General features: G+C 62.2%; 20 protein-coding genes. 9 read left to right on the top strand and 11 right to left on the bottom strand.

Annotated elements, in window-relative coordinates; all coding sequences use genetic code 11:
* Positions 1–14: 14 nt before the first annotated feature.
* A complete protein-coding gene (mbfA, locus tag ABJF10_RS01100) occupies positions 15–968 on the bottom strand; it encodes an iron exporter MbfA (RefSeq protein ID WP_348542661.1) in 954 nt (317 codons plus the stop codon).
* A 235-nt stretch (positions 969–1,203) separates the two neighbouring features.
* On the opposite strand from mbfA, the gene glmS reads away from it, so the two are divergent.
* The 5 genes from glmS (at position 1,204) to ligD (ABJF10_RS01075) (ending at position 6,791) form a co-directional block, all read left to right on the top strand.
* The gene (gene glmS, locus ABJF10_RS01095; protein ID WP_348542660.1) at positions 1,204–3,054 is read left to right on the top strand and encodes a glutamine--fructose-6-phosphate transaminase (isomerizing); all 1,851 of its coding nucleotides are present in this window, start codon (positions 1,204–1,206) and stop codon (positions 3,052–3,054) included.
* Positions 3,055–3,190: 136 nt separating this feature from the next.
* Positions 3,191–3,343: a DUF3309 family protein gene (locus ABJF10_RS01090; protein ID WP_348542659.1), complete on the top strand. Its 153-nt coding sequence runs from the start codon at positions 3,191–3,193 to the stop codon at positions 3,341–3,343.
* A gap of 77 nt (positions 3,344–3,420) precedes the next feature.
* Positions 3,421–4,275, top strand: coding sequence for a Ku protein (locus ABJF10_RS01085; RefSeq protein ID WP_348542658.1), 855 nt, complete (start codon positions 3,421–3,423; stop codon positions 4,273–4,275).
* Positions 4,276–4,281: 6 nt separating this feature from the next.
* Positions 4,282–5,868, top strand: a complete 1,587-nt coding sequence (ligD, locus tag ABJF10_RS01080; RefSeq protein WP_348542657.1) for a non-homologous end-joining DNA ligase — start codon at positions 4,282–4,284, stop codon at positions 5,866–5,868.
* Between the two features lie 2 nt (positions 5,869–5,870).
* A complete protein-coding gene (gene ligD / locus ABJF10_RS01075) occupies positions 5,871–6,791 on the top strand; it encodes a non-homologous end-joining DNA ligase (protein WP_348542656.1) in 921 nt (306 codons plus the stop codon).
* 179 nt (positions 6,792–6,970) lie between these two features.
* On the opposite strand, the gene ABJF10_RS01070 is transcribed toward ligD (ABJF10_RS01075), so the two are convergent.
* Positions 6,971–7,879, bottom strand: a complete 909-nt coding sequence (locus ABJF10_RS01070; RefSeq protein WP_348542655.1) for a M50 family metallopeptidase — start codon at positions 7,877–7,879, stop codon at positions 6,971–6,973.
* Between the two features lie 128 nt (positions 7,880–8,007).
* Between ABJF10_RS01070 and ccsA the strand changes: the two genes are divergently transcribed.
* From ccsA to hemC, 3 genes are read left to right on the top strand one after another with little or no spacing between them, the layout of a single operon-like run.
* A complete protein-coding gene (ccsA, locus tag ABJF10_RS01065) occupies positions 8,008–8,802 on the top strand; it encodes a cytochrome c biogenesis protein CcsA (RefSeq protein ID WP_348542654.1) in 795 nt (264 codons plus the stop codon).
* Positions 8,803–8,804: 2 nt separating this feature from the next.
* Positions 8,805–9,866: a glutamyl-tRNA reductase gene (gene hemA, locus ABJF10_RS01060; RefSeq protein WP_348542653.1), complete on the top strand. Its 1,062-nt coding sequence runs from the start codon at positions 8,805–8,807 to the stop codon at positions 9,864–9,866.
* A complete protein-coding gene (hemC, locus tag ABJF10_RS01055) occupies positions 9,863–10,786 on the top strand; it encodes a hydroxymethylbilane synthase (RefSeq protein WP_348542652.1) in 924 nt (307 codons plus the stop codon). Before hemA ends, hemC begins: the two co-directional genes overlap by 4 nt.
* On the opposite strand, the gene ABJF10_RS01050 is transcribed toward hemC, so the two are convergent.
* The 7 genes from ABJF10_RS01050 to ABJF10_RS01020 all read right to left on the bottom strand — a co-directional run bounded on the left by ABJF10_RS01050 (position 10,783) and on the right by ABJF10_RS01020 (position 17,218).
* Positions 10,783–12,024, bottom strand: a complete 1,242-nt coding sequence (locus ABJF10_RS01050; protein ID WP_348542651.1) for an ATP-binding protein — start codon at positions 12,022–12,024, stop codon at positions 10,783–10,785. The genes hemC and ABJF10_RS01050 overlap by 4 nt on opposite strands.
* An 85-nt stretch (positions 12,025–12,109) precedes the next feature.
* Positions 12,110–13,144: a zinc-binding alcohol dehydrogenase family protein gene (locus ABJF10_RS01045; protein WP_348542650.1), complete on the bottom strand. Its 1,035-nt coding sequence runs from the start codon at positions 13,142–13,144 to the stop codon at positions 12,110–12,112.
* A 1-nt stretch (position 13,145) separates the two neighbouring features.
* Complete coding sequence (locus ABJF10_RS01040) at positions 13,146–14,078, bottom strand: aldo/keto reductase (RefSeq protein ID WP_348542649.1); 933 nt, start codon at positions 14,076–14,078, stop codon at positions 13,146–13,148.
* A 7-nt stretch (positions 14,079–14,085) separates the two neighbouring features.
* Positions 14,086–14,532, bottom strand: a complete 447-nt coding sequence (locus ABJF10_RS01035) for an RbsD/FucU family protein (RefSeq protein ID WP_348542648.1) — start codon at positions 14,530–14,532, stop codon at positions 14,086–14,088.
* A gap of 2 nt (positions 14,533–14,534) precedes the next feature.
* Positions 14,535–15,035 (bottom strand): hypothetical protein, encoded by a 501-nt coding sequence (locus ABJF10_RS01030; protein ID WP_348542647.1) that lies wholly within the window; start codon positions 15,033–15,035, stop codon positions 14,535–14,537.
* The gene (locus ABJF10_RS01025) at positions 15,032–15,847 is read right to left on the bottom strand and encodes a sugar phosphate isomerase/epimerase family protein (protein WP_348542646.1); all 816 of its coding nucleotides are present in this window, start codon (positions 15,845–15,847) and stop codon (positions 15,032–15,034) included. Before ABJF10_RS01025 ends, ABJF10_RS01030 begins: the two co-directional genes overlap by 4 nt.
* A 120-nt stretch (positions 15,848–15,967) precedes the next feature.
* Entirely contained in the window at positions 15,968–17,218 is a 1,251-nt protein-coding gene (locus tag ABJF10_RS01020) for a tagaturonate epimerase family protein (RefSeq protein WP_348542645.1), read from the bottom strand.
* 115 nt (positions 17,219–17,333) lie between these two features.
* On the opposite strand from ABJF10_RS01020, the gene ABJF10_RS01015 reads away from it, so the two are divergent.
* Positions 17,334–18,221, top strand: coding sequence for an AraC family transcriptional regulator (locus tag ABJF10_RS01015; protein ID WP_348542644.1), 888 nt, complete (start codon positions 17,334–17,336; stop codon positions 18,219–18,221).
* Positions 18,222–18,389: 168 nt separating this feature from the next.
* Here the strand turns inward: ABJF10_RS01015 and ABJF10_RS01010 are convergent, their stop codons facing one another.
* Both ABJF10_RS01010 and ABJF10_RS01005 read right to left on the bottom strand, forming a co-directional pair.
* The gene (locus ABJF10_RS01010) at positions 18,390–18,980 is read right to left on the bottom strand and encodes a hypothetical protein (protein WP_348542643.1); all 591 of its coding nucleotides are present in this window, start codon (positions 18,978–18,980) and stop codon (positions 18,390–18,392) included.
* 119 nt (positions 18,981–19,099) lie between these two features.
* Positions 19,100–20,596 carry a hypothetical protein gene (locus ABJF10_RS01005; RefSeq protein WP_348542642.1) on the bottom strand — a complete coding sequence of 499 codons (1,497 nt, stop codon included), beginning with the start codon at positions 20,594–20,596 and terminating at the stop codon, positions 19,100–19,102.
* Positions 20,597–20,639 lie beyond the last annotated feature (43 nt).

Here is a 20,639-nt window from a genome sequence, read left to right as displayed (position 1 = left end):
GGGCTGCGGACAATTCAGCCAACGCCGATGAGCCAGCCGGCAAGGAAGACGAGGAGGCCGCCGCCGATGACCTGGAGGGTGGCGGAGACGAGCGGAGAATCCATGTAGCGGTAGCGGATCCAGGAGATGACGCCGAGTTCGACAATGACGACGGCGATAGCGATTGCAGTGGCGGTGTGAAAGTTGTGGATCAGGTAAGGCAGGGTGTGGCCGATGCCGCCGAGGGTGGTCATGAGTCCGCAGACGACGCCGCGCAGCCACGGGGTTCCGCGGCCGCTGAGTTTGCCGTCGTCGGAGAGCGCCTCGGCGAAGCCCATGCTGATGCCGGCGCCGACCGAGGCGGCGAGACCGACCTTGAAAGTCTCGGTGGTATTGGCGGTGGCAAAGGCGGCGGCGAAGAGCGGGGCGAGGGTAGAGACGGAGCCGTCCATGAGCCCGGCCAGGCCGGGCTGCACGAAGCGGAGCACAAACTGGCGCCGGGCGGTCTCGTGTTCCTGCTCGACGGCGCCGGCTTCGGTCTGCTCGGCGTTGACGCTTTCGGCGGTGGCCTCGTGCTTCTGCTCTTCATTGGCGAGGTCGCCGAGGAGTTGGCGCACCGAGGCGTCCCCGGCTTTTTGAATGGCGGCTTCGTAGAAGCGCCGGGCGTCTTGCTCCATGAGGGCGGCTTCCTGGCGGGCTTTTTCTGGATGGATGGAGGTGAGAAGCCACGAAGGGCGGCGGATATTGAAGCCCTCCACGTCCTGACGGCGGATGAGGGGGACGTGCTCGCCAAACTTTTGCTGGTAGAGATCGAGCAGACGGTGGCGGTGGCCGGATTCCTCGTCGGCCATGCGGGTGAAGAGCTCGGCGGTGGCGGGATAGCTGGCCCGCAAGCCCTCGGCGAAATCGCGATAGATGCGCCCGTCTTCCTCCTCGGAGGTGATGGCCAAGGCGAGAAGCTGGGCTTCGTTGAGATCGCGGAAGTGCATGGCGGCTTTTTAATGGCGAAGGGCGAAAGGCGGAAGACGAAAGGCATTTTAACCGCCGAGACGCAGAGGCGCGGAGAAAACGAAAAGGCGACGGAGCAAGCAGATCCTCCTTTCCTCTCCGCGTCTCTGCGCCTCGGCGGTTATTTTCCGGCACGCGTAACGCTGCTCGCGCTACTTGCGCTCGCCGCCGGGCTCTGGCAGGGTGCGCGCTCACTTCCAAACTCTTTTTACCCTTATGTGCGGCATCATCGGCTACATCGGCAAATCCCAGGCGGTTCCCATCCTTCTCGACGGCTTGCGCCGGCTGGAATATCGCGGCTACGACAGCGCCGGGGTGGCGATCTACGACAACGGCAAGATTGAGCTGCGCAAGCGCGTGGGGCGCATCGCGAACCTCGCGGAATTGATCAAGCAGTCGCCGCCGGCGGGCACGTCGGGCATTTCGCACACCCGGTGGGCGACGCATGGGGGCGTGAGCGATGACAACGCGCATCCGCACGTGGACCAGAGCGGCAAGCTTTTCCTCTGCCACAACGGCGTGATCGAGAATTACAACGTGCTGAAAGATCAATTGGTGAAGGAGGGGCACGTCTTCCACAGCCAGACGGATACGGAGGTGCTGGCGCACTTGATCGGCAAGCATTACGACGCAGTCGGCGGTGAGCCGACGAAGGGGCGCCTGGTGGAGGCGTTGCGCCTGGCGCTGAAGCAGGTGGTCGGCACTTACGGTATCATCATGATGCACAAGGATTTGCCGGACGTGCTGGTGGGCGCGCGGCGGGGCAGCCCGCTGGTGCTGGGCGTGGGCAAGGGCGAGAACTTTTTTGCCAGCGATGTCTCGGCGATCGTGGCCTACACGCGCGACGCAATTTACCTGAAGGACTACGATATTGCCGCGCTCACGCGGGAGGAATTCGAGATCACGAGCCTGCTCGGCGGGGCAAGCGGCTTCGAGGTATCGAAGGTGGAGTTCAGCGAAGAAGACGTGAACAAGGGCGATTTCGCGCACTACATGCTCAAGGAAATCTACGAGCAGACCGAGACGATCCAGGACGCGATGCGCGGGCGGCTGAGCCGCGAACAGGGGACGTCTGTGCTCGGTGGATTGGACATGACCAATGCGGACTTGCGGACGGTCGAGCGTATCATCCTGTGCGGTTGCGGCACGGCGGGTCACGCCGCGATGGTCGGCGAATATGTCATCGAGCAACTGGCGCATGTGCCCACGGAAGTGGAGTTCGCCAGCGAGTTCCGCTACCGAAACATGCCACTGCCGAAGGACTCGCTGGTCTTTGTGATTTCGCAAAGTGGCGAGACGGCGGACACGCTGGCGGCCTTGCGCGAGAGTCAGCGCAAGGGGCATCGCACGCTCGGGATTTGCAACAACGTGGCCAGCACGATTGCGCGCGAAAGCGATGGCGGCGTCTACATGCATGCCGGGCCGGAGATCGGCGTGGCGGCGACGAAGTCATTCACCTCGCAGGTGACGATCCTCACGCTCGTGGGTTTGTTGCTGGGCCGCATCCGGCATCTTTCGCACAGCGAAGGCTTGCGGATCATCGATGAGCTCGAGGCGATTCCCGCGAAGGTGGCGAAGATTTTGGAGCAAACCGATCACATCAAGAAAATCGCCGAGAAGTACTGCAAGGCGCATTCGATGATGTTCCTCGGGCGGCAGTTCAACTATCCCGTGGCGCTCGAGGGCGCGCTGAAGATGAAGGAGATTTCCTACATCCACGCCAGCGGGCATCCGGCGGCGGAGCTGAAGCACGGCGTGATCGCGCTGATCAGCGCGGATGTGCCGAGCGTGTTCATCGCGCCGGACGACTCGGTGTTTGAGAAGAACGTGAGCAACATCGAGGAAGTGCGCGCGCGCAAGGGGCCGATCATCAGCATCGCGACTGAAGGGAATGGGAAGATTGGGAAGGTGTCGGATGACGTGATCTTCATTCCTCCGTGCCCGGACTATCTCTCGCCGTTGCTCACTGCGATTCCGCTGCAATTGCTGGCCTACCACACCGCCGTGGCGCTCGGCTGCGACGTGGACAAGCCGCGCAATCTGGCGAAGAGTGTGACGGTGGAATAAGCGAGCCTTCGCTGTACGAGAAGACCGCGTTGGCCGGCGAAAGTGACCATTTCGCGGGCGGATTAAAGAGGGGCGGCTCGCACACCCCATCCGAAAAGGGCCGCGGAAACGTATCATAGGTTAAAGGAGATTAACTATGTCACTCATTCTCATTATCCTCTTGGTGCTCCTCCTCGTCGGAGCGTTGCCCATGTGGCCGCATAGCAATAGCTGGGGCTACTATCCGGGGGGCGGCCTCGGGCTGGTCCTCTTGATCATCGTCATCCTGGCGATTACCGGGCATATCTAGTCACCCTTGGCAGCGCGGAGAAATGCGCGACCGGTTTACGAACCGGCTGCGATTGTTAGGGTGTCCCTTACACACCTATGAAAGTTCTCTGGAAAGGCGCCATCACCTTCGGTCTCGTCACAATTCCGGTCTCCCTCTATCCCGCGACGCGGCGGGAGGAGTTGAAGTTCCGCCTGCTGCGGGCGAGCGATCATAGCCCGGTAAACTATAAGCGCGTGGCGGAGGCGGATGGCAAAGAGGTGCCGTGGGACCAGATCGTAAAAGGGTACGAACACGAGAAAGGGAAGTTTGTCATCATCAAGGATGAGGATTTTGCGCGGGTGGACGTGGAGGCGACCCAGACGGTCGACATCATCAATTTCGTCAGCCTGGAGGACGTGGATCCACTGCTCTTCTACAAGCCTTACTACCTGGAGGTCGGTAAAGGCGGGGACAAGGCCTATGTGCTCTTGCGTGATGCGCTGACGGAGACGGGCAAGATCGCCATCGCGAAAGTGGTCATTCGCGCCCGCCAGCATCTGGCCGCGGTCAAGCCGCAGAAAAAGGGGCTGATGCTCGAGCTCATGCACTTTCCGAAAGAGTTGATCGACATTTCGGAATTCGACAAGCCGGCGGAAAAAGCGATCGGCAAAGCGGAACTGCAAATGGCCAAGCAACTCATCTCGAGCATGACTACGGAGTGGCACCCCGCGGAATATACCGATGAGTACCACGAAGCGCTGGAAAAGCTGATCGAAGAGAAGGTCGAGCATGGCGACAAGACTGCGCCCAAGGCCGCGAAGAAGCGTCAGCCGACGAATGTGATCGACTTGGTCTCGGTCTTGCAGAAGAGCCTGCAACAGACCAAGGGCCATGCGAAGAAGGAGAAGAAGCGGACGGCCAAAAAAGCGCGTCCCCAAGCGCATCATGCGGCCCGCAAGAAAGCAGCGTAACCGGCCATGTCGCTGAAGGAATACGCGCGCAAGCGGGACTTTCGCCAGACGCCGGAGCCGGTTGCTGCCCAGCCGAAAAGCCAGGCCGGGCATCGTTTCGTCATCCAAAAGCATGATGCCAGCCGGCTGCATTACGATTTTCGACTGGAGATCGGTGGCACGCTAAAATCGTGGGCCGTGCCGAAGGGTGTCCCTTACGCCCATGGAGAAAAGCGCCTCGCGGTGCAAACGGAAGATCACCCCCTGGCCTATATCGATTTCGAGGGCAGCATCCCCGCCGGACAATACGGTGGCGGCACGGTGATGGTGTGGGACCAAGGAACCTTTGAGCCGCTGAGCAAGACGCCAGCGAAGGAACTTGCGGGAGGGAAACTGCATTTCGTGCTCAAGGGCACCAAGGTAAAGGGCGAGTGGTACCTAGTGCGCTTGCGCGACGGGAAACAGTGGTTGCTCATCCGCGGCGGCAAGGACATGAAACCGGTTTCGAAGAGGCTGGAAGACACTTCGGCACTCTCCGGTCACTCGATGCGGGAACTCGCGAAAGGAGATCGCGTGTGGCAATCGAAGTCGGCGGGCAAGGCAACTTCCAAGGTGGCGAAGCGGCGTGTCGCGCGCCCGGCGCCGCTGCCGAAGTTTGTCGAGCCGATGAAGGCGAAGCTGGCGGCGCATGCTCCGAAAGGCGATTGGATCTATGAAATCAAGTTCGACGGATTTCGGGCACTGGCCTTGAAAGGCGGGAGCCAGGTGCGGCTGCTGTCGCGGAATGACAAGGACTTCGGTGGAAAATTTCCCGAGGTGATGGAAGCCCTGCTCGCGCTCGACGCCCGGGACGCGATCATCGATGGTGAGATCGTGGCGCTGGATGAAAAGGGACGCTCGTCATTCCAACTGCTCCAGGCGTATGAACTCGGCGAGGAGCACCCGCCGCTTTTCTTCTACGCCTTCGATTTGTTGCAACTCGACGGAGAGTCGTTGGTCGATTTCCCGCTGGCCGAACGACGGGAAAAGTTGCAGCACTTGTTGCGCGGTGCGCCGGACATTTTTCGCTATTCGGATTCGTTGGGCAGCGACGCCAAGCGGCTGCTGGCGCAGGCGCGGAAGCTGGGCTTGGAAGGCTTGATCGGCAAACGCGCCGACTCTCGCTACGAAATCGGCAAACGCACTGGCGCGTGGGTGAAACTGAAGCTGCAACAGGAGCAGGAATTTGTGATCGGCGGCTATACCGACCCGGAGGGAACGCGGCCGTATTTTGGGGCGTTGCTGGTGGGCGTGTATCGCGCGGGCGAACTGATCTATACGGGAAAAGTCGGGACGGGCTTCAATCACAAGCTGCTCAAAACCCTTTACAGTGCTTTCAAAAAGATCGCTCTCAAAACCTGCCCCTTCACAAATCTCCCCGAGAAGAGCGAGGGCCGCTGGCGGCAAGGCATCACCGTGGCGCAAATGAAACGGTGCCATTGGGTGAAGCCCGAGATGGTGTGTCAGGTGAAATTCGGCGAATGGACGCGGGACGACCGATTGCGGCAGCCCGTATTTCTGGGCTTGCGGGAAGACAAGGACGCGAGCGAAGTCGTCCGCGAAAAGGCCTCCTGATCATGGCCGCCAAAGCCACCCTCGAAGTCGCCGGCCGAAAGGTCGATGTGAGCAACCTCGACAAGGTTTACTATCCGAAGACCGGGTTCACCAAGGGGCAGATGATCGACTACTACATCCGCATTTCCGAGGCGTTGCTGCCGCATATGCAGGGCCGGCCGCTCAGCCTGAAGCGCTATCCGGACGGAGTGGAGGGGTTCTTCTTCTACGAGAAACAGGCGCCGAGCCATCGCCCGCGGTGGATCAAAACGGTCAAGGTCGCCAAGACCGAAGGCGGCGCCATCGATTACTGCATGTTGAACGACCTGCCGTCGCTGGTCTGGGCGGCGAACCTCGCGGACCTCGAGTTGCACACCTTTCTGCATCGCGCCCCGGCGATCCAGCGGCCGACCGCGCTCGCCTTTGACCTCGATCCCGGGCCGCCGGCGGACATCGTGCTGTGCTGCCAGGTCGGCCTGTGGCTCAAGGAGATTTTCGACACGTTAAAGATGCAGAGCTTCCCGAAAACGTCTGGTTCGAAGGGGCTGCAAGTCTATGTGCCGCTGAACACCGCGGTCACCTACGAGAAAACCAAGGCGTTCGCCCACGCCGTGGCGCTTCTCCTCGAAAAGCAGCATCCGGAACTGGTCGTCTCGCGCATGCAAAAGGTGCTGCGCAAAGGCAAAGTGCTCGTGGACTGGAGCCAGAACGACGACAAGAAGACGACGATCAACGTCTACTCCCTGAGAGCGAAGGAGCGGCCCACGGTTTCCACCCCCGCGACTTGGGAGGAAGTGGCAGGCGCGCTGAAAAAAAAGAGCGGCGGGAAATTGGTCTTCGAGAGCAGCGACGTAATCAAGCGCGTGAAGACACTGGGCGATCTTTTCGCGCCCGTCCTGACTCTGAAGCAAAAGCTTCCGCCCCTGCGAAGTATCGAAATATAGGCAGCAGTCGAAACCGGTTCGGCGGGAAGGACTTCGATTCCGAGACTCACGACGTCACGAGCAAGAGCGTCAGGATGAACCAGGCCAGCCCCCAAAGAAATGAGTCGGAGTTCATGAAAAGCACATCGGAATGGCGACGCCCCATGGTCGCATGCGGCCTCTCAGAACTCCGCTTTTGTCTACCTCACGGGAGTGCGCCAGTTGAGGATGGGACTCGACACATGGCAATTGAGGCAGCGCGTGGCGGGGAATTCGAGATGGCAATTGGGGCACACCGCTTGCGTTTCGAAGGTGTCGAAAGCCGTCTCGCATTGCGGGCAGCGCCAGAGCGCTCCGATGGGAGGCGACATGTGGCAGGACGGACAGGCAAAATCGGTCCGCCGCGGCTGCTGCTCCATGGCAGTGAGCGCCTTGGCGTGCGCCCAACCCCGGCGGCAATTTTGGAAGATGTAAAAGGTGATGAGGCCGAGCCAGATGGAATGTTCATTAAGCGCATACATGGCCAGTCCGGCGACACCGATGAAACCAACGACGGCTGCCACGTACATGCTGCGCGCCCGGCCCAGGACGAACCACAGCAAGGCACGGAGGATTTGCCCGCCATCGAGCGGGTAAACCGGCAGCATATTGAACATCAACAGAAGGGAATTCATCCACCAGATCGAGCGGAGGAAGTTGGAGGTATCCGGCAGAGGAATATCTATCCAGAGAGGAATGTGGTTCGTCGCAACGACGAAAGAGAGCACGAAGAACAGCACTACGTTGACCAATGGCCCGGCGGCGATACTCCACAGCTCGGCACCCGGACGGGGTGGCGGCGAGACGTAGGCAACGCCACCGAAAGGCCAGAGCAGGATTTGTTCGGCGCTGCCGCCGACCTGCCGCGTGGCCAGGGCATGGCCGAACTCATGGACCAGCACAATCAGGAAGAGCGTGAGGTATTCGGCGATACCCCAGGCGATCGACGAGTATTCGTGAGCGCGGTACTGGATCTGGTAAATGGCCACAAAGGCCCACGCCCAATGCACGTAGACATCAATCCCGAACAGGCGGAATAACCGAAGGGAACCTTGAGGGCCAGGAGTCATGCGCGGCACTGTGGTCGTGGGTTTGGTGGGTGGCAAGGGGCTTTGCCGGACCGGTTGTGCGGCGTTTACGCAGCCGCGTGATTTGCCAAATCGTTCGGGCGTCGATATATCTGTTTTCCCCACCACGCATGGATCGCCTCCTGTTGGTCATTGCTACATTTTGTTTCCTGTTCGGGTTTGCCTACACCATGCATGCCTTGGGAGCGCGCGTGTACAAGGCTTCGCGGCTCAATTTCTTCGCGATTCTCACCGGTTTTCTCTGTCAGACGGCGTTTTTGTACGTGCGCGGCCAGGCGGTCGGGCGCTGCCCGTTGACGAGCCTCTTTGAAGTGCTGATCTTCCTGAGCTGGTCGACGGTGTTCTTTTACCTGCTCATCGGGCCGGCTTACCGGCTTTCCCTCCTGGGGGCGTTTACCTCGCCGCTGGCCTTTCTCTTTCAAGTCGGAGCGTTGCTGCTGACCAGCGACACGCCGATGAAGGCGAAGACCCCGCCGAATGCCTGGCTGGAATTGCACGCCGCCATCTCCGTGGTGGCCTACGGGGCCTTCGCCCTGGCCTGTGTCGCGGGGGCGATGTATCTCGCGCAGGAACGGCAACTCAAGAGCCACAACATCCACTCCATTTTCTACCATCTGCCGCCGATCCGGGATCTCGCGGTGGCGAATACCCGGTTGATCGTCGTCGGGTTTCTGCTGCTCACGGTTGGCCTGGGCGCCGGCTTTGGCCTGGGGGGCATTTTCACCCACTCGGTGCTCACGGCGTGGGCGATCGGCGTGTGGTTTCTCTACGGCTTCATCCTCACCGCGGAATGGCGGCATCGCATCAGCCCGCGGCGGGTGGCGTGGCTTTCGGTCGCGGCCTTCAGCGCCTTGCTGCTCACCCTCGGCGGCCTCAATTTTATTGCGCAGAAAGGCACCCTCTAGCGATGGAGATTCTCTGCCTCGGTCTCAGCCATCACACCGCGCCGATTGATCTGCGGGAAAAGTTTGCCATCGCGGAAAGCGAAGCGCCGGTGGTGGCCACGCGGCTTTTGGCCGCACCGGGGGTCAGCGAGGCGGTCGTCGTTTCGACCTGCAACCGCGTGGAGTTCTATGTCGCGGCGGAGCAGGCTGCGCAGGGCTTTGGCGCGGTGAATGAATTCCTGACGACACGCCTGGCGGAGCCGCCGGGGGAGGCCTTCTTCCAACTGCCCACGGCGGCGGCGATCCGGCATTTGTTCCGCGTCGTGAGTGGGCTGGATTCCATGGTGCTCGGGGAGACGGAGATTCTCGGCCAGGTGAAGAAGGCCTACGCCGCGGCGACCGCCGGCAAGACGACCTCGAAGCACCTGAACAAGCTCTTCCAGCGTGCCTTCAATGTGGCTAAGGACGTGCGCACGAATACCAATATCACCCGTGGCGCAGTGAGCGTGGGCTCGGCGGCGGTGGAACTCGCCGAGAAAATTTTCGGCAAGCTCTCGACCTGCCATGTCATGATCCTCGGCGCGGGAGAAACGAGTGAACTGACCGCCGGCGCGCTCGCCGCGCGCGGGGTGCGCTCCATTTTCGTGGCCAACCGCTCCTATGACCGGGCGGTGACCCTCGCGGAGAAAATGAAAGGCAAGGCGATCCACTTCGATGAATGGCCCAACCAATTTCACGATATCGACATCCTCATCGGCTCGACCTCCGCACCGCATCATGTCGTCACGGCCGCCCAGCTCGCGCCGATCATGCGCACCCGCCCGGATCGTCCGCTCTTTTGCATCGATCTCGCGGTGCCGCGCGATATTGAGTCGGCGGTCAATGATCTCGAAGGAGTCTACCGTTATGACATCGACGATCTCCAACGGATGGCCGAGCAGTCGATGGGCGTGCGCAAGCAGGAGCTCGTGCTTTGCGAGCAGATGATCGAGCGGCATGCGACGGAGTTTGGCGAATGGCTGGCCGGTGGCTGGACGCAGGCGGGCGTGCGCTATTCGGAAGCGGTGTCGGGAGGGCAAAGTTGAATTCGATCATCCTTGGCACACGCGCCTCGGCGCTGGCTCTTGCGCAGGTGGAGTTGACCGCGAAAGCCCTGGCCGCGGCCTTTCCCGGGCTGGTGGTGACGCGCCAGGAATTCGTGACCCGTGGAGACAAGAAGCTCGACCTGAGCCTGATTCGCGCGAACGAAGCGGGAGGCAAGGGGCTCTTCACCAAGGAACTCGAAGACGCGTTGCTCAACGGCGCGATCGATGTGGCCGTGCACAGTCTCAAGGACTTGCCGGGGCACAATCCGCCCGGGCTGGAAATCACCGCCGTGCTGGAGCGCGCGCCGACGGCGGACGTGCTCATCACCCGCGAACCGCAGACGCTGCGCGATATCCCGCAGGGTGTGACTCTCGGGACGAGCAGCGTGCGCCGCGCGCGACAATTGCAGTGGCTGCGACCCGATGTGCAGATCGTGGACTGGCGGGGCAACGTGCAGACGCGCTTGCGCAAGCTTGCCGAGCGGAGCGAAGTCGCGGGCATCATTCTCGCGCAGGCCGGGCTGGAGCGCCTCGGGCACGATTTGCGTGGTGGAATGCTCGAAACGGAGCAGGGAAAATTCAGCGTGACCTCACTCAGCGAAGATCTGCTGCCCGCCATCGGCCAGGGCGCCATCGCCCTGCAAAGCCGGGCCGACCGCGCGGAAGTGACTGCTATGCTGCAAGCAATCGACCACCGCGACACGCATTTCGCCATCCGCGCCGAGCGCGAATTGCAGCGCCTGCTGTCCGGCGACTGCGCCTTGCCGGTCGGCGTCCGGACGAAGTTGACGAGCAGCGGCATCGCCATGCGCGCCATCCTTTTCGGCGCGCCGGACGCCCCGCCGAAAGAAGCCGAAGCCGAAGCCGCAACGCCTGAAGCAGTGGCCGCGGCAGTCTTTGCCGACTTGGAGAGGCCTTAAGCGACGCCGACCGGAGGGCGCGTCGTGCTGGAGCGCGCGGGGCGATCGATTCCCGAGCGCCGTGAGGAAGAGGGGAGAGCGTCACGGCTGACTACTGGGAAATCGATCGTGAAAGTCGTGCCCTCACCGAGGCCGGCGCTGGCGCCGGTGAGCGTGCCGTCGTGGAGCTCGACGATGCCGCGGGCAATGGCGAGGCCCAAGCCGAGGCCGCCGTGCTTTTTGTTCGTCTCGCGGCCCGCTTGTTCGAAGGGGTGAAAGATGCGCTCCAAGGATTCGGCCGTCAGGCCGACACCGTTGTCCTGAATGCGTACGGCGATGCGGCCCGGGGCGGAGTTCAAGGTCTCGATTTCGATGCGCCCATCGGGGGCGGTGAATTTGGCGGCGTTGCGCAGGAGGTTCCAAAAGACCTGCAACAGGCGATCGCGATCGCCTTGGATGCGCGTTTCCGAGGCCTTCAGGTGCAGGGTGGGCGTGGGCCCGACGAGCTGGCGATCAATGCCGGCGGTGCGGACGGCTTCGGCCAGCAGCAGGTGCAGATCGAGGGGGCGCAATTCGATTTCCAATTTGCCGCGGGTGAGCCGGGTCAGGTCGAGCAGGTCCCCGATGAGCCGGGACTGCATGCGCGCATTGCGGTCGATGAGGGCGAAGTCCGCCCGCAATTCCTCGGGGACGGTGGCGTCCTTGAGCCGATCGGTGACGCAATAGCTGATGGCACTGAGCGGGCCGCGCAATTCGTGGCTGAGCACGGCGAGAAAATAGTCCTTCGTCCGATGCAATTCCTCCGCGGCTTCGTGGGCGCGGCGTTCGGCTTCGTAAAGGTGGCGCAGTTCCAGCGCCGCGGTATCGCGCATCCGCAGGGCACGGTGCAGGTAGCCGGCGCAGACGCTGATGATGATGCCCTCGATCACCGCGATGATGAAAGTGATCGTCGGGGAGCGCGTGTGAAAATGAAAGGTGTAGCGCGGGGGAAAAAAGAAATAATTCCCCATGAGGGTGCCGACCACGGTGGAAAAAATACCGGGGCCCCGGCCGAACAGAAACGCACTCAGCGCCGCGGCGAGCAGGAAAAAAAGCATCCGCGCGGAATTGCCGAGACTGTCGTCGCAAACCCAGCGAACGAGCAGAGCGATGACCGTCAGCCCCAAGGCGCAGCCATAGGCCGGCACGGGATGGCGGAAGACCGGCCAGCGAGTGACCGGGATTCCGGAAGAAGGCAGGGCAGCGGTCGGAGTTGCCATGTAATGGCAAAGTAAAGCAGCACTGACGGGGAGGCGCCAGCGGACATTTATTCCCGGAATCCGCGAAAAGTATTTTAAAAGTTACTTACGCCACTTCGACCACAGCCTTGATCACGCCCGTCTCCGGCTTCAACCACGCGGGGAAGGCCTCGATCATGGCATCGAACCGGGCGTGATGGGTGATCCACGGGACGGTATCGATTTTGCCTTCCTCGATGAGCGCGATGATGCGGGTGAAATCCGGCGGCAGCGCATTGCGCGAGGCCATGATCGTGACCTCCCGGCGGTGCAGGATCGGGGCATGGAGAAAGCTGACTTCCTGCTGGGTGATGCCCACATAGATGAGGCGGCCGGCGAAGGCGCAATAGGCAAGGGCCGCGGCCATGGATTTATTGCTCCCCGTGGCGTCGATGACGACGTCGGCGAGCTGGCCGCCGGTGATGGCGCTGAGCTGCTCGAGGGCGGCAGCTTCCCCACCGGGCGTGAGTTCGATGGTATCGGGCACCCCCATCTTCGTCCGCACGAACGCGAGGCGCGCGGCATTCATGTCCATGACGATGGTGCGCGCGCCGCTGAGCTTGGCGAACTCGACGGCGGAAAGGCCGATCGGTCCCGCGCCGATGACGAGCACGTGCTCGCCGGCCTGCGGTGCGCCGCGGTTGATGGCGTGGCAGCCGATGGCCAGCGTCTCGACGAGCGCGAGCTGGTCGAAGGTCAATTTGCGCGAGATGTGCAGCTTGCGCGCGGGCAGCACGTAGCGCTCGGCGAGGCCGCCGTCGCACATCACGCCGAGGGTCTGGTTGTGCTCACAGCAGTTCGTATGGCCGCGCCGGCAGGCGTAGCATTTCTGGCAATTGAGATAGGGCTCCACCGAACAGTGGTCGCCGGGTTGCACATTGGTCACGCCGGCGCCCACGGCGAGCACCTCCACACCGAGCTCGTGCCCGGGGATGCGCGGGTAGCTGAAGAAGGGCATCTTGCCGAGATAGCCGCCGTAGTCTGTGCCGCAGATGCCGACGCGATGCACCTTCACCAGCGCGTCGCCAGGCCCGGGCGCGGCCGGCTCCGGCGTGTCGATGAAACTGAATTTTTGCGGTTGATCGAGAGAGATGGCTTTCATGTCAGTTGTTCTCGGGAAGGCCTTCGCGGTGGCCGAGGTTCTTCACCGGCGCGAAGATGGCCTGCACTTCGCGGAGCAATTCTTCGTCGAGCGGTTCGACGGCCCATTTGGCCCAGTTGCGAATGTTATTCGGGTTCGCGCTGCCGGAGACGGTGGTGGTGATATCGGGATGCGCGAGCGAGAATTGCAACGCGAGCTGCGCGATGTCCACACCCTTGCTGGCGCAGTGCGCGGCGGCCTGGCGGGCGGCGGCCTTCACGTCCTCGGGTTCCTTCAGCCACGCGGGCAGCGGGGCGTTGGTCAGCAGGCGGGCGCTGAAAGGTCCGGCATTCATCACGCCCACGCCCTTCGCTTTCAAGTAGGGCACGATCTCATCGGCGAATCGCGTGTTTTGCAGGGTGTATTGGTTGTAACTCAGCACGCAGTCGACGTCCGTCTGGTCGAGGATGAAGCGGAAGACTTTCATCGGGTAGCCGGAGAAGCCGATGTAGCGGACCTTCCCGGCGGCCTGGATTTTCCGCAGCGCGGGGATGGTCTCATCCACGATCTGCTGCATGGGCACGAACTCGATGTCGTGACAGAGAATGATGTCGAGGTGGTCGGTGCCGAGCCGGTGCAGCGAGACGTCCACGCTCTCCGCCACGCGCTTCGCGGAGAAATCGAAGTGTGTGAGATCGTAGCGGCCGAGCTTGGAGCAGAGCGTGTAGCTGTCGCGCGGCACGCCGCGTAGCGCGATGCCGAGCAGCACTTCGCTCATGCCACGGCCGTAGAAGGGAGAGGTGTCGATGAAGTTGAGCCCGACCTCCAGCGCGACGCGCACGGCTTCCAGGGCTTCGTCGAGTTTCACGCTGCGAAATTCCTGCCCGAGCGACGAAGCGCCGAAGCTGAGGATGGGGAGTTGGAGGCCGGTCTGGCCGAGGCGGCGGGTCTGCATGGGAAAATTAATCGACGCGGCAGCCGAGCGTGAGCAGCACATTGGCCCAGAGCGACTGGTCGGCGGTCTGGATGGTGAGGATGTGGTCGGGCGACTCGACGTGCTGGTAGAAGTCCCACTTGAGAACCGGCTCGAGGGTCAGCTTCTCGCCGGACTCGGCAATGATATCGCGATATTCCGCCCACACCGGCGGCTCGCCCTGTTGCGCGTAGGAATCATCCGGCGGGATGCCCATCGTGTTCACGTGATCGATCGGCAGCGCACTGAGCAGGGTGCGCAGCACTTGGGCGACCGTCGGCACGCCGGGCGTGAGTTGCAGGCACACGAGTTCCGCGTTCGGCCCTTTCTTCGTCGCCGCGGGATAATTGCCATCCGCGATCAGGATCTTCGAGTGGTGGCCGCCGCGCGCGACGATACGCAGGATGTCGGGATGAAGCAGGGTGGTCTTGAGCATGGTTATTTGACGATGCGGTCGTAGTCGCCCTGGAGGAAGGGCACGAAACTCTTCACGATGCCCTCCACCCACGGGTCGTATTCTTTCGCTTTCGCGTGCGGATAAGTGAAGCTCACCTCGGCCCAGTTGCCGTCTTTTACGTGGAGCTTGTGGTAAAACTCGAGCCCGTCCTTCACGCCCGAGACGACATACCAGTCGGCGGTCTTTTTTTTGTAGGTGATGTGGCTGCCGAGCTTCTTCAAATCCTCTGCCCAAAAAGATTCCAACGTGGCGCCATTCAGAAAATGCCCCTCGACGCTGACGCTGAATTCCTTGTCCTTCGTGTGATACTCGCGACCGCCGCCGTTGGCGGGGTCGGGACTGGCGACCAACTCCGCCGGGTGACTGATTTTGAAACCGAAACGCGCGTTGACGTATTCCTTCCAGGTCGAACCGGAAAAGGCGTCGGCGAACGTAGCCAACGGCAGCGCGACGCAGGCGACGAGAAGGAGCGCGTATTTCATAACTTGGTGCTTCGGTGAAAACTCTCGATCGTCTGGCGGGCGGCGGCGAGCGCATCCGGCAGGGGGAAGATCTCGGCGGAGAGATAGCCCGCATAGCCGATCTCGCGCAGCGCCGCGACGATCGGCTCGATAGGGGTATGACCGAGGCCAATGGCCTGCCGGTTCGAGTCGGCGAAATGCACGTGGCCGATCCAGTCCCGCCCGGCGCGTACGGCCGCCGCGAGATCGGTTTCCTCGATGTTCATGTGAAAAAGATCGGCGAGGACTTTGATGCCGCGCGTTTTCAGCCCCTTCAGAAATTTCACCGTCGGCGCGACGCGGTTGAAGAGATTGGTTTCGTAGCGATTGAGAAATTCGTAGAGCAGTGGCTGGCCGTGCGAGGCCGCATAGTCGCCGAGTTCCTCGAGTCCCTCGCCGAGCCAGGCCAGCGCCTGCTCGCGCGTCACATCGCCTTCGATCTTACCTTGCATCGAACCAATGATCGCCGGGGCGCCAAAAGCCGCGGCGACATCGATGATCGCGCGGATGAAATCCCGCGCCCGCTGCCGCACCGCCGCATCCGCACTGGTCAGCGACCACTTGTGAATGAGCCAGCCCGCGCCGGTGCCCACCGCCGCGACTTTCAGCGAGTGCCGATCAAGTAATCCTTGGAGGTCGGCTTCATCGATGGCATTGGCCGCCGGCGGAAAGATCTCCACCGCATCAAAGCCGAACTCGGAGGCGACCCGGCAGCCCTCGGCGAGCCCGTCGTGAAAAACGAATGGGCCGCTGCGCGCTTGCGGGGTGAGGGAGATGGTGATGGCGCTTCGCATGGAAAAGAGGAAGGGAGGAGTGATCAGTGCTCAGGCAGTATTCAGTTTTGATGCTCTCGGCGGCGCGGAAGTTCTGAGCACTGACCTACTGTTTACTGAATACTGATTACTGAATATAACCTAGCCAACGAAGAGGGGCTTCAAGTGGCGCTCGTAAATGTTCTCGGTGACGTTGCGCCCGACCACTTCGGCGTTGGCGTCGAGCAGATCGAGGTAACGCTGGCCCGCTTTCGCCGCCAGCTTGAAGCCGACGTGCAGGAGCTGGCGCAGGCTGGAGTTGAATTGCGGATCGCCGGGCACATGGCGCAGCGCGCGGACGAATTGCTCGCTGGTCCAGCCGTTCACGGTCGCGGCGGTCGGCAGCTTCGCGCGGTCGATGTCGATGACGGAGGCATACGGGCCGCAAAGTTCGTCCACGTGATCGATGGCTTGCGCGTAGATCTCCTTCGCGAAGACCAGTCCCTCGCCGCCGGCTTCGGCAAGGCCGATGATTTCCTCAAGCCAGGTGGTGCCCGCGGTCTTGAGATGCAGGCCGGCGCCGAACTGCGGCAAGGTGCGGCGGATGATGGGATAGAGCGAAAACTTGTCCGAGCCGCTGTGGACGGAGAGCTTGAGATTGGCGGGCAGGCCGTAACGGGCCACGGCGTGACGGATTACCGCGAGATCGTCGTGAAACTCCTTCTCGAATTGCACGAGATCGCCGACGTAATCCACGCCCTTGTTGAAACGCCCGGTGAATTTCGGCGCGATGGTCTGCACGCGCACTTTCTCGTCGGCCAGTGCGGCGAGGATCACCAGGAGCTCCGGCGGGGTCTGTGGTGAGTCCGTCTCATCCATCGACACTTCCGCGATGATGTTGGATTCACCCTTGGCCGTCGCGATGTGGCGGTAAATCTTCCCCGCATCCTGCACGGCGAGCAGGAATTTCCCGGCGATCCGCTCCACCTCCGCGCGCGTCGTCTCAAAGGGGCGGTCGATGCCGGCGATCTCGATGCGGCCGACCAGCTCCGGATGGCGGTCGACAAAGGCCGCGACCGCTCCCGGTGCGGTGGGTTGCCCGATGGAATCAGCGACGTCGATGGTGAAAAAATCCGAGCAGGGGAGGAAGCGCGCGACCGTTTCCAGCCGGATATGATCGGCGTCCACGTGCCAGCCTTTTGGCCAGCCGAGCGATTTCACCGCTGCTTGGGCCGCGTCATACACGCTCTGCGGTTCCGAGCCGACGAAGGTGTGCTCGCGGTTCGATTTGTTCCAGACCGGTACGACTTCCACGCCGTCCTCCGCGGCTTGCTGAAAGGCCCGCAGTTGCGCAGAGGCCTGGTGGGCGAAGCGGTCGCCGACGCCGATGGTGAATTTTTCGAGGGTAAGCATACGGGAAAGGGGAGGCTGGGGAATGGGATGAGCGTAGGGGAAGGCGGTGCGCTTGGGAATGGCACGGATTGACTAAGGCATGTCGATTATTGACCTTGGAGGAGTCCGCGATCCCATGTCTCTCCAGCCACACCCTGTCGAAAAGCGCCCGAGCTTCGTTTCCACGCAAGTCGCCGAGGCGCGCCGCTACTACCTCGACCTCCAGCCGCGGCCGACACGCGAAATCACCGTCGTTTGTGGCGGCAGCGAGCGCGTGCGGGCCGATTACGTGATCCAGCGACGCACCTTCCCCTACTACGCGGTGGAATTGGTCGCCGAAGGCGAAGGCTCCCTCACCCTCGCGGGAAAGGACTGCCGGCTGCGACCGGGTGCGATCTTCGCCTATGGGCCGCGTGTGCCGCACATCATTCGGACCGAGCCCTCCCGGCCTATGCTGAAATACTATGTCGATTTCGTCGGCCGCCGGGCGAAAGAGTTGCTCGTGCGCAGCCCCGTGCGGCCGGGCCGAATGGTCCAGGTTTCCTCGCCGGGTGAAATTCGCGAAATCTTCGAGGCGCTCCAGCGCAATGGTGCCGGCGAATCGCCATTCGGCCCCGCGCTCTGTGCCGCGCTCATCCCCGTGCTGCTGCTCAAGATCGCCGAGCGCGCCGTGCCCGCGGGAGCCGTCGACCCGCGCGCCCTAGCCACCTATCAGCGCGCCCGCGCGCTCATCGACGAGCGCTTCCTCGAATTCAAGACGCTCGCTGAAGCCGCGCGCGCGGCCGGCGTGAACCTGTCATATCTTTGCCGGTTGTTTCAGCGCTTCGATCACCAGACGCCTTATCGCCACCTGCTGCACCTGAAGATGAACCGCGCCGCGCAGCTCCTGCTCGACCGCGGGATGCTCGTCAAGGAAGCCGCCGCCGAGCTCGGCTTTAGCGATCCCTTCAATTTCTCCCGCGCCTTCCGCAGTGTCTTCGGGCTCGCCCCGGAAAAGTTCCTGGCGCGCACGCAGCGCGCTTAGAGACGTGAAATAAATCACACCTCACTTCACGATGTCATCCTGAGCGAAGTCGAAGGATCCCGTCGAACAACCAGTAGTATCGCTGGTAGAGCGACGGGGTTCTTCGACTGCGTTACACTCCGCTCAGAATGACACGCGAGGAGAGCAACCGCTCTACCGCCGCGCCGATTACTTGCCCGCCGCGACGGTGATCTTCGACACCGAGCCGTTCGACTCGAAATCCTTGCCAAACGAAAGCTCAACCTTGACCGGCGCTGCCTTGACGTTGGGAACAGTCACCGTGGGTGCAGAGGAATACCCGAAGCCGCCGCTCACGACTTCGTAACCCGTGACCACGCCATTCTGCACCAGCGCATTGGCCACGGCGGGGGCGGTGGGCCACATTTCGTCGTGGCTGCGCACGTAGCGGTAGCGATTGGAGACGGTGTCGAGTCGATCGTTGGTTACGCCATACTTGCCGAGGGCGGACATCAGCGCGGCCTTGTTGGCACGGGCTTCCTCGTGAGTCGGGCCGCCGCTATCGGGTCCGGCGGGATGGACGTGAGAGAAAGCCTCGCGGAAGACCTCCGGTGGCACCAGGAGCGCACCCGCCACCAGCACCACGGGCCGTCCATGGTCCCTTCCATCCGTTTCGTGCCCGCCGGAGAAGACCACCGGCACCTTGGTGACCGCGCCGGAAGATCCGTCGGCCGCATTGGCCGAAGAACCGGTGACAGCAAGGGCCGCGAGGATGGCAAGGAGGGAGGCGGAAAGTTTCATGGGAGAGAAGTGGGAGAACGAAGGATGCTGTGGTGGTTTGCTCTATAACTCCACCGACCTGGGGCTTCGTCTGAACAATCCGCGACGAAAGGTCGCCAGCGTCGCTTATCGCTTATCGCTTATCGCTTCCGCGCCCGGCGGCCGAGCAACGCCAGACCGCAGACCAGCAGCGCGCCCGCGGAAGGCTCGGGGGCGGGAGTGCCGACGCCGAACTCGCTATTGTGGTCGACGACCGCCCAGACCGTGGAATTTGCCGTATCCACGCCGTAGTAGCCGAGGTTGAAATCCACGTTGGGGTCGTAGGCGCCCGCGATGAAATGAGCACTCGCGCCGCCGTCACTATTGCCGTCCACCGCGTTCTTCCACGTGGAGTCCGCTGGATCGAACCAGGCGAGATACAGGTCGAGCACATCGCCCAGCGCGGCCGCCGCCGCGGGGTCGTAGCTTAATTGCAGCACGTATTTGTCATGGACGCCGGGCGTGTCGAAAGAGGAGATGTGAATCGACACCGGATTACCGGCGAGATTCTGCACCGCCGGCAGATAGAGAAAAGAGACGGTGCTGCCGTTGGTCAGCACCCCGTCAAGGAACCGGACTCCCGTTCCGGTGATGGCGAAGGCGGAGTTCTTGATCAGCGGAATCCGGTTCAACGTGAAGCCCGACGCCAGGTTGAGATTCAGCGGGACCGAGGCCGACAGCAGGATATTGCCATTGGTGATCGTGGTGTTCGCCGCGATCCCAATGGTCGTGGCGGAGTTGATGACGATATTGCCGATAGCGGGCGTGCCCGTCACCAAGCCGGGGAGGCCACCCGGCCCAAGGGTCAAGACGTTGAGCGCTGTGCCGGAGATTGTGTTCAGCGTCAGAGTTCCGGCGCCGGAGATGATCACCCCGCCGTAAGTCGGGTTTCCGGCGAGAGTCAAAGTTGCATTGTTGCTGAGAGTCGAACCAGCACCCACTCTCAGGACGCCAGCGGTCGTGACGTCGGTCGTGGTAATCGTCGCCCCAGTCGTTCCAAACGTCAAAACGCCGCCCGCGACCGTCGCATCGGGACCCAACGAAAGGGTGGTGGCGGAATTGATGATCGTCCCCGCATCCAGCTTGAGTATTCCTGAAGTCGTCAGCGTCGAGACGCCGCCGGTCTGGAACGTGACCCCGGCATCGATCCGGGAGAGGTCGCTCGACACCAACGTGGCACCGGAACTGATGGAAAAGTCGCTGGTCGAGTTGAGGGGGCTATTGAAGACCACCGTCGAACCCATTCCCAGGGAGAGCGTTCCACCGGTGACGAAATTGGAGCCCGCAGGCAGCGTCAAAACCCGGTTGGGAGTAGTGATGTCGCTGGCCAGCGAGAAAGGAACGCCGGCGGTGCGGATCAGAGTGCCCAGATTGATCATTTCCCCATCGGCGTTGTTGTAGAGGTTCACCCGATTGGTGCCCACGATTTCGCCGCCGGTGTAGGGAGTCGACGACCCATCACCGAGATAAAGGGTGGCCGAAGTACTCCCCGTGTAGATGATGGTCCCTCCGGCAGTGTCACCGGCGTTGCGGGCGGGAAGCCAGGCCGTGGACCACAGAAGCAGGAGACTAAAAACGAGGCTGGGGGAAGCTTTCATTACTTCTGTTCTGTTTGAGGGGCGAGTTGACCGAAATAATGCG

The sequence above is a fragment of the Chthoniobacter sp. genome, assembly GCF_040003245.1.
Classification (GTDB): Bacteria; Verrucomicrobiota; Verrucomicrobiia; order Chthoniobacterales; family Chthoniobacteraceae; genus Chthoniobacter.
This window is presented reverse-complemented; position numbering and strand designations above follow the sequence as displayed.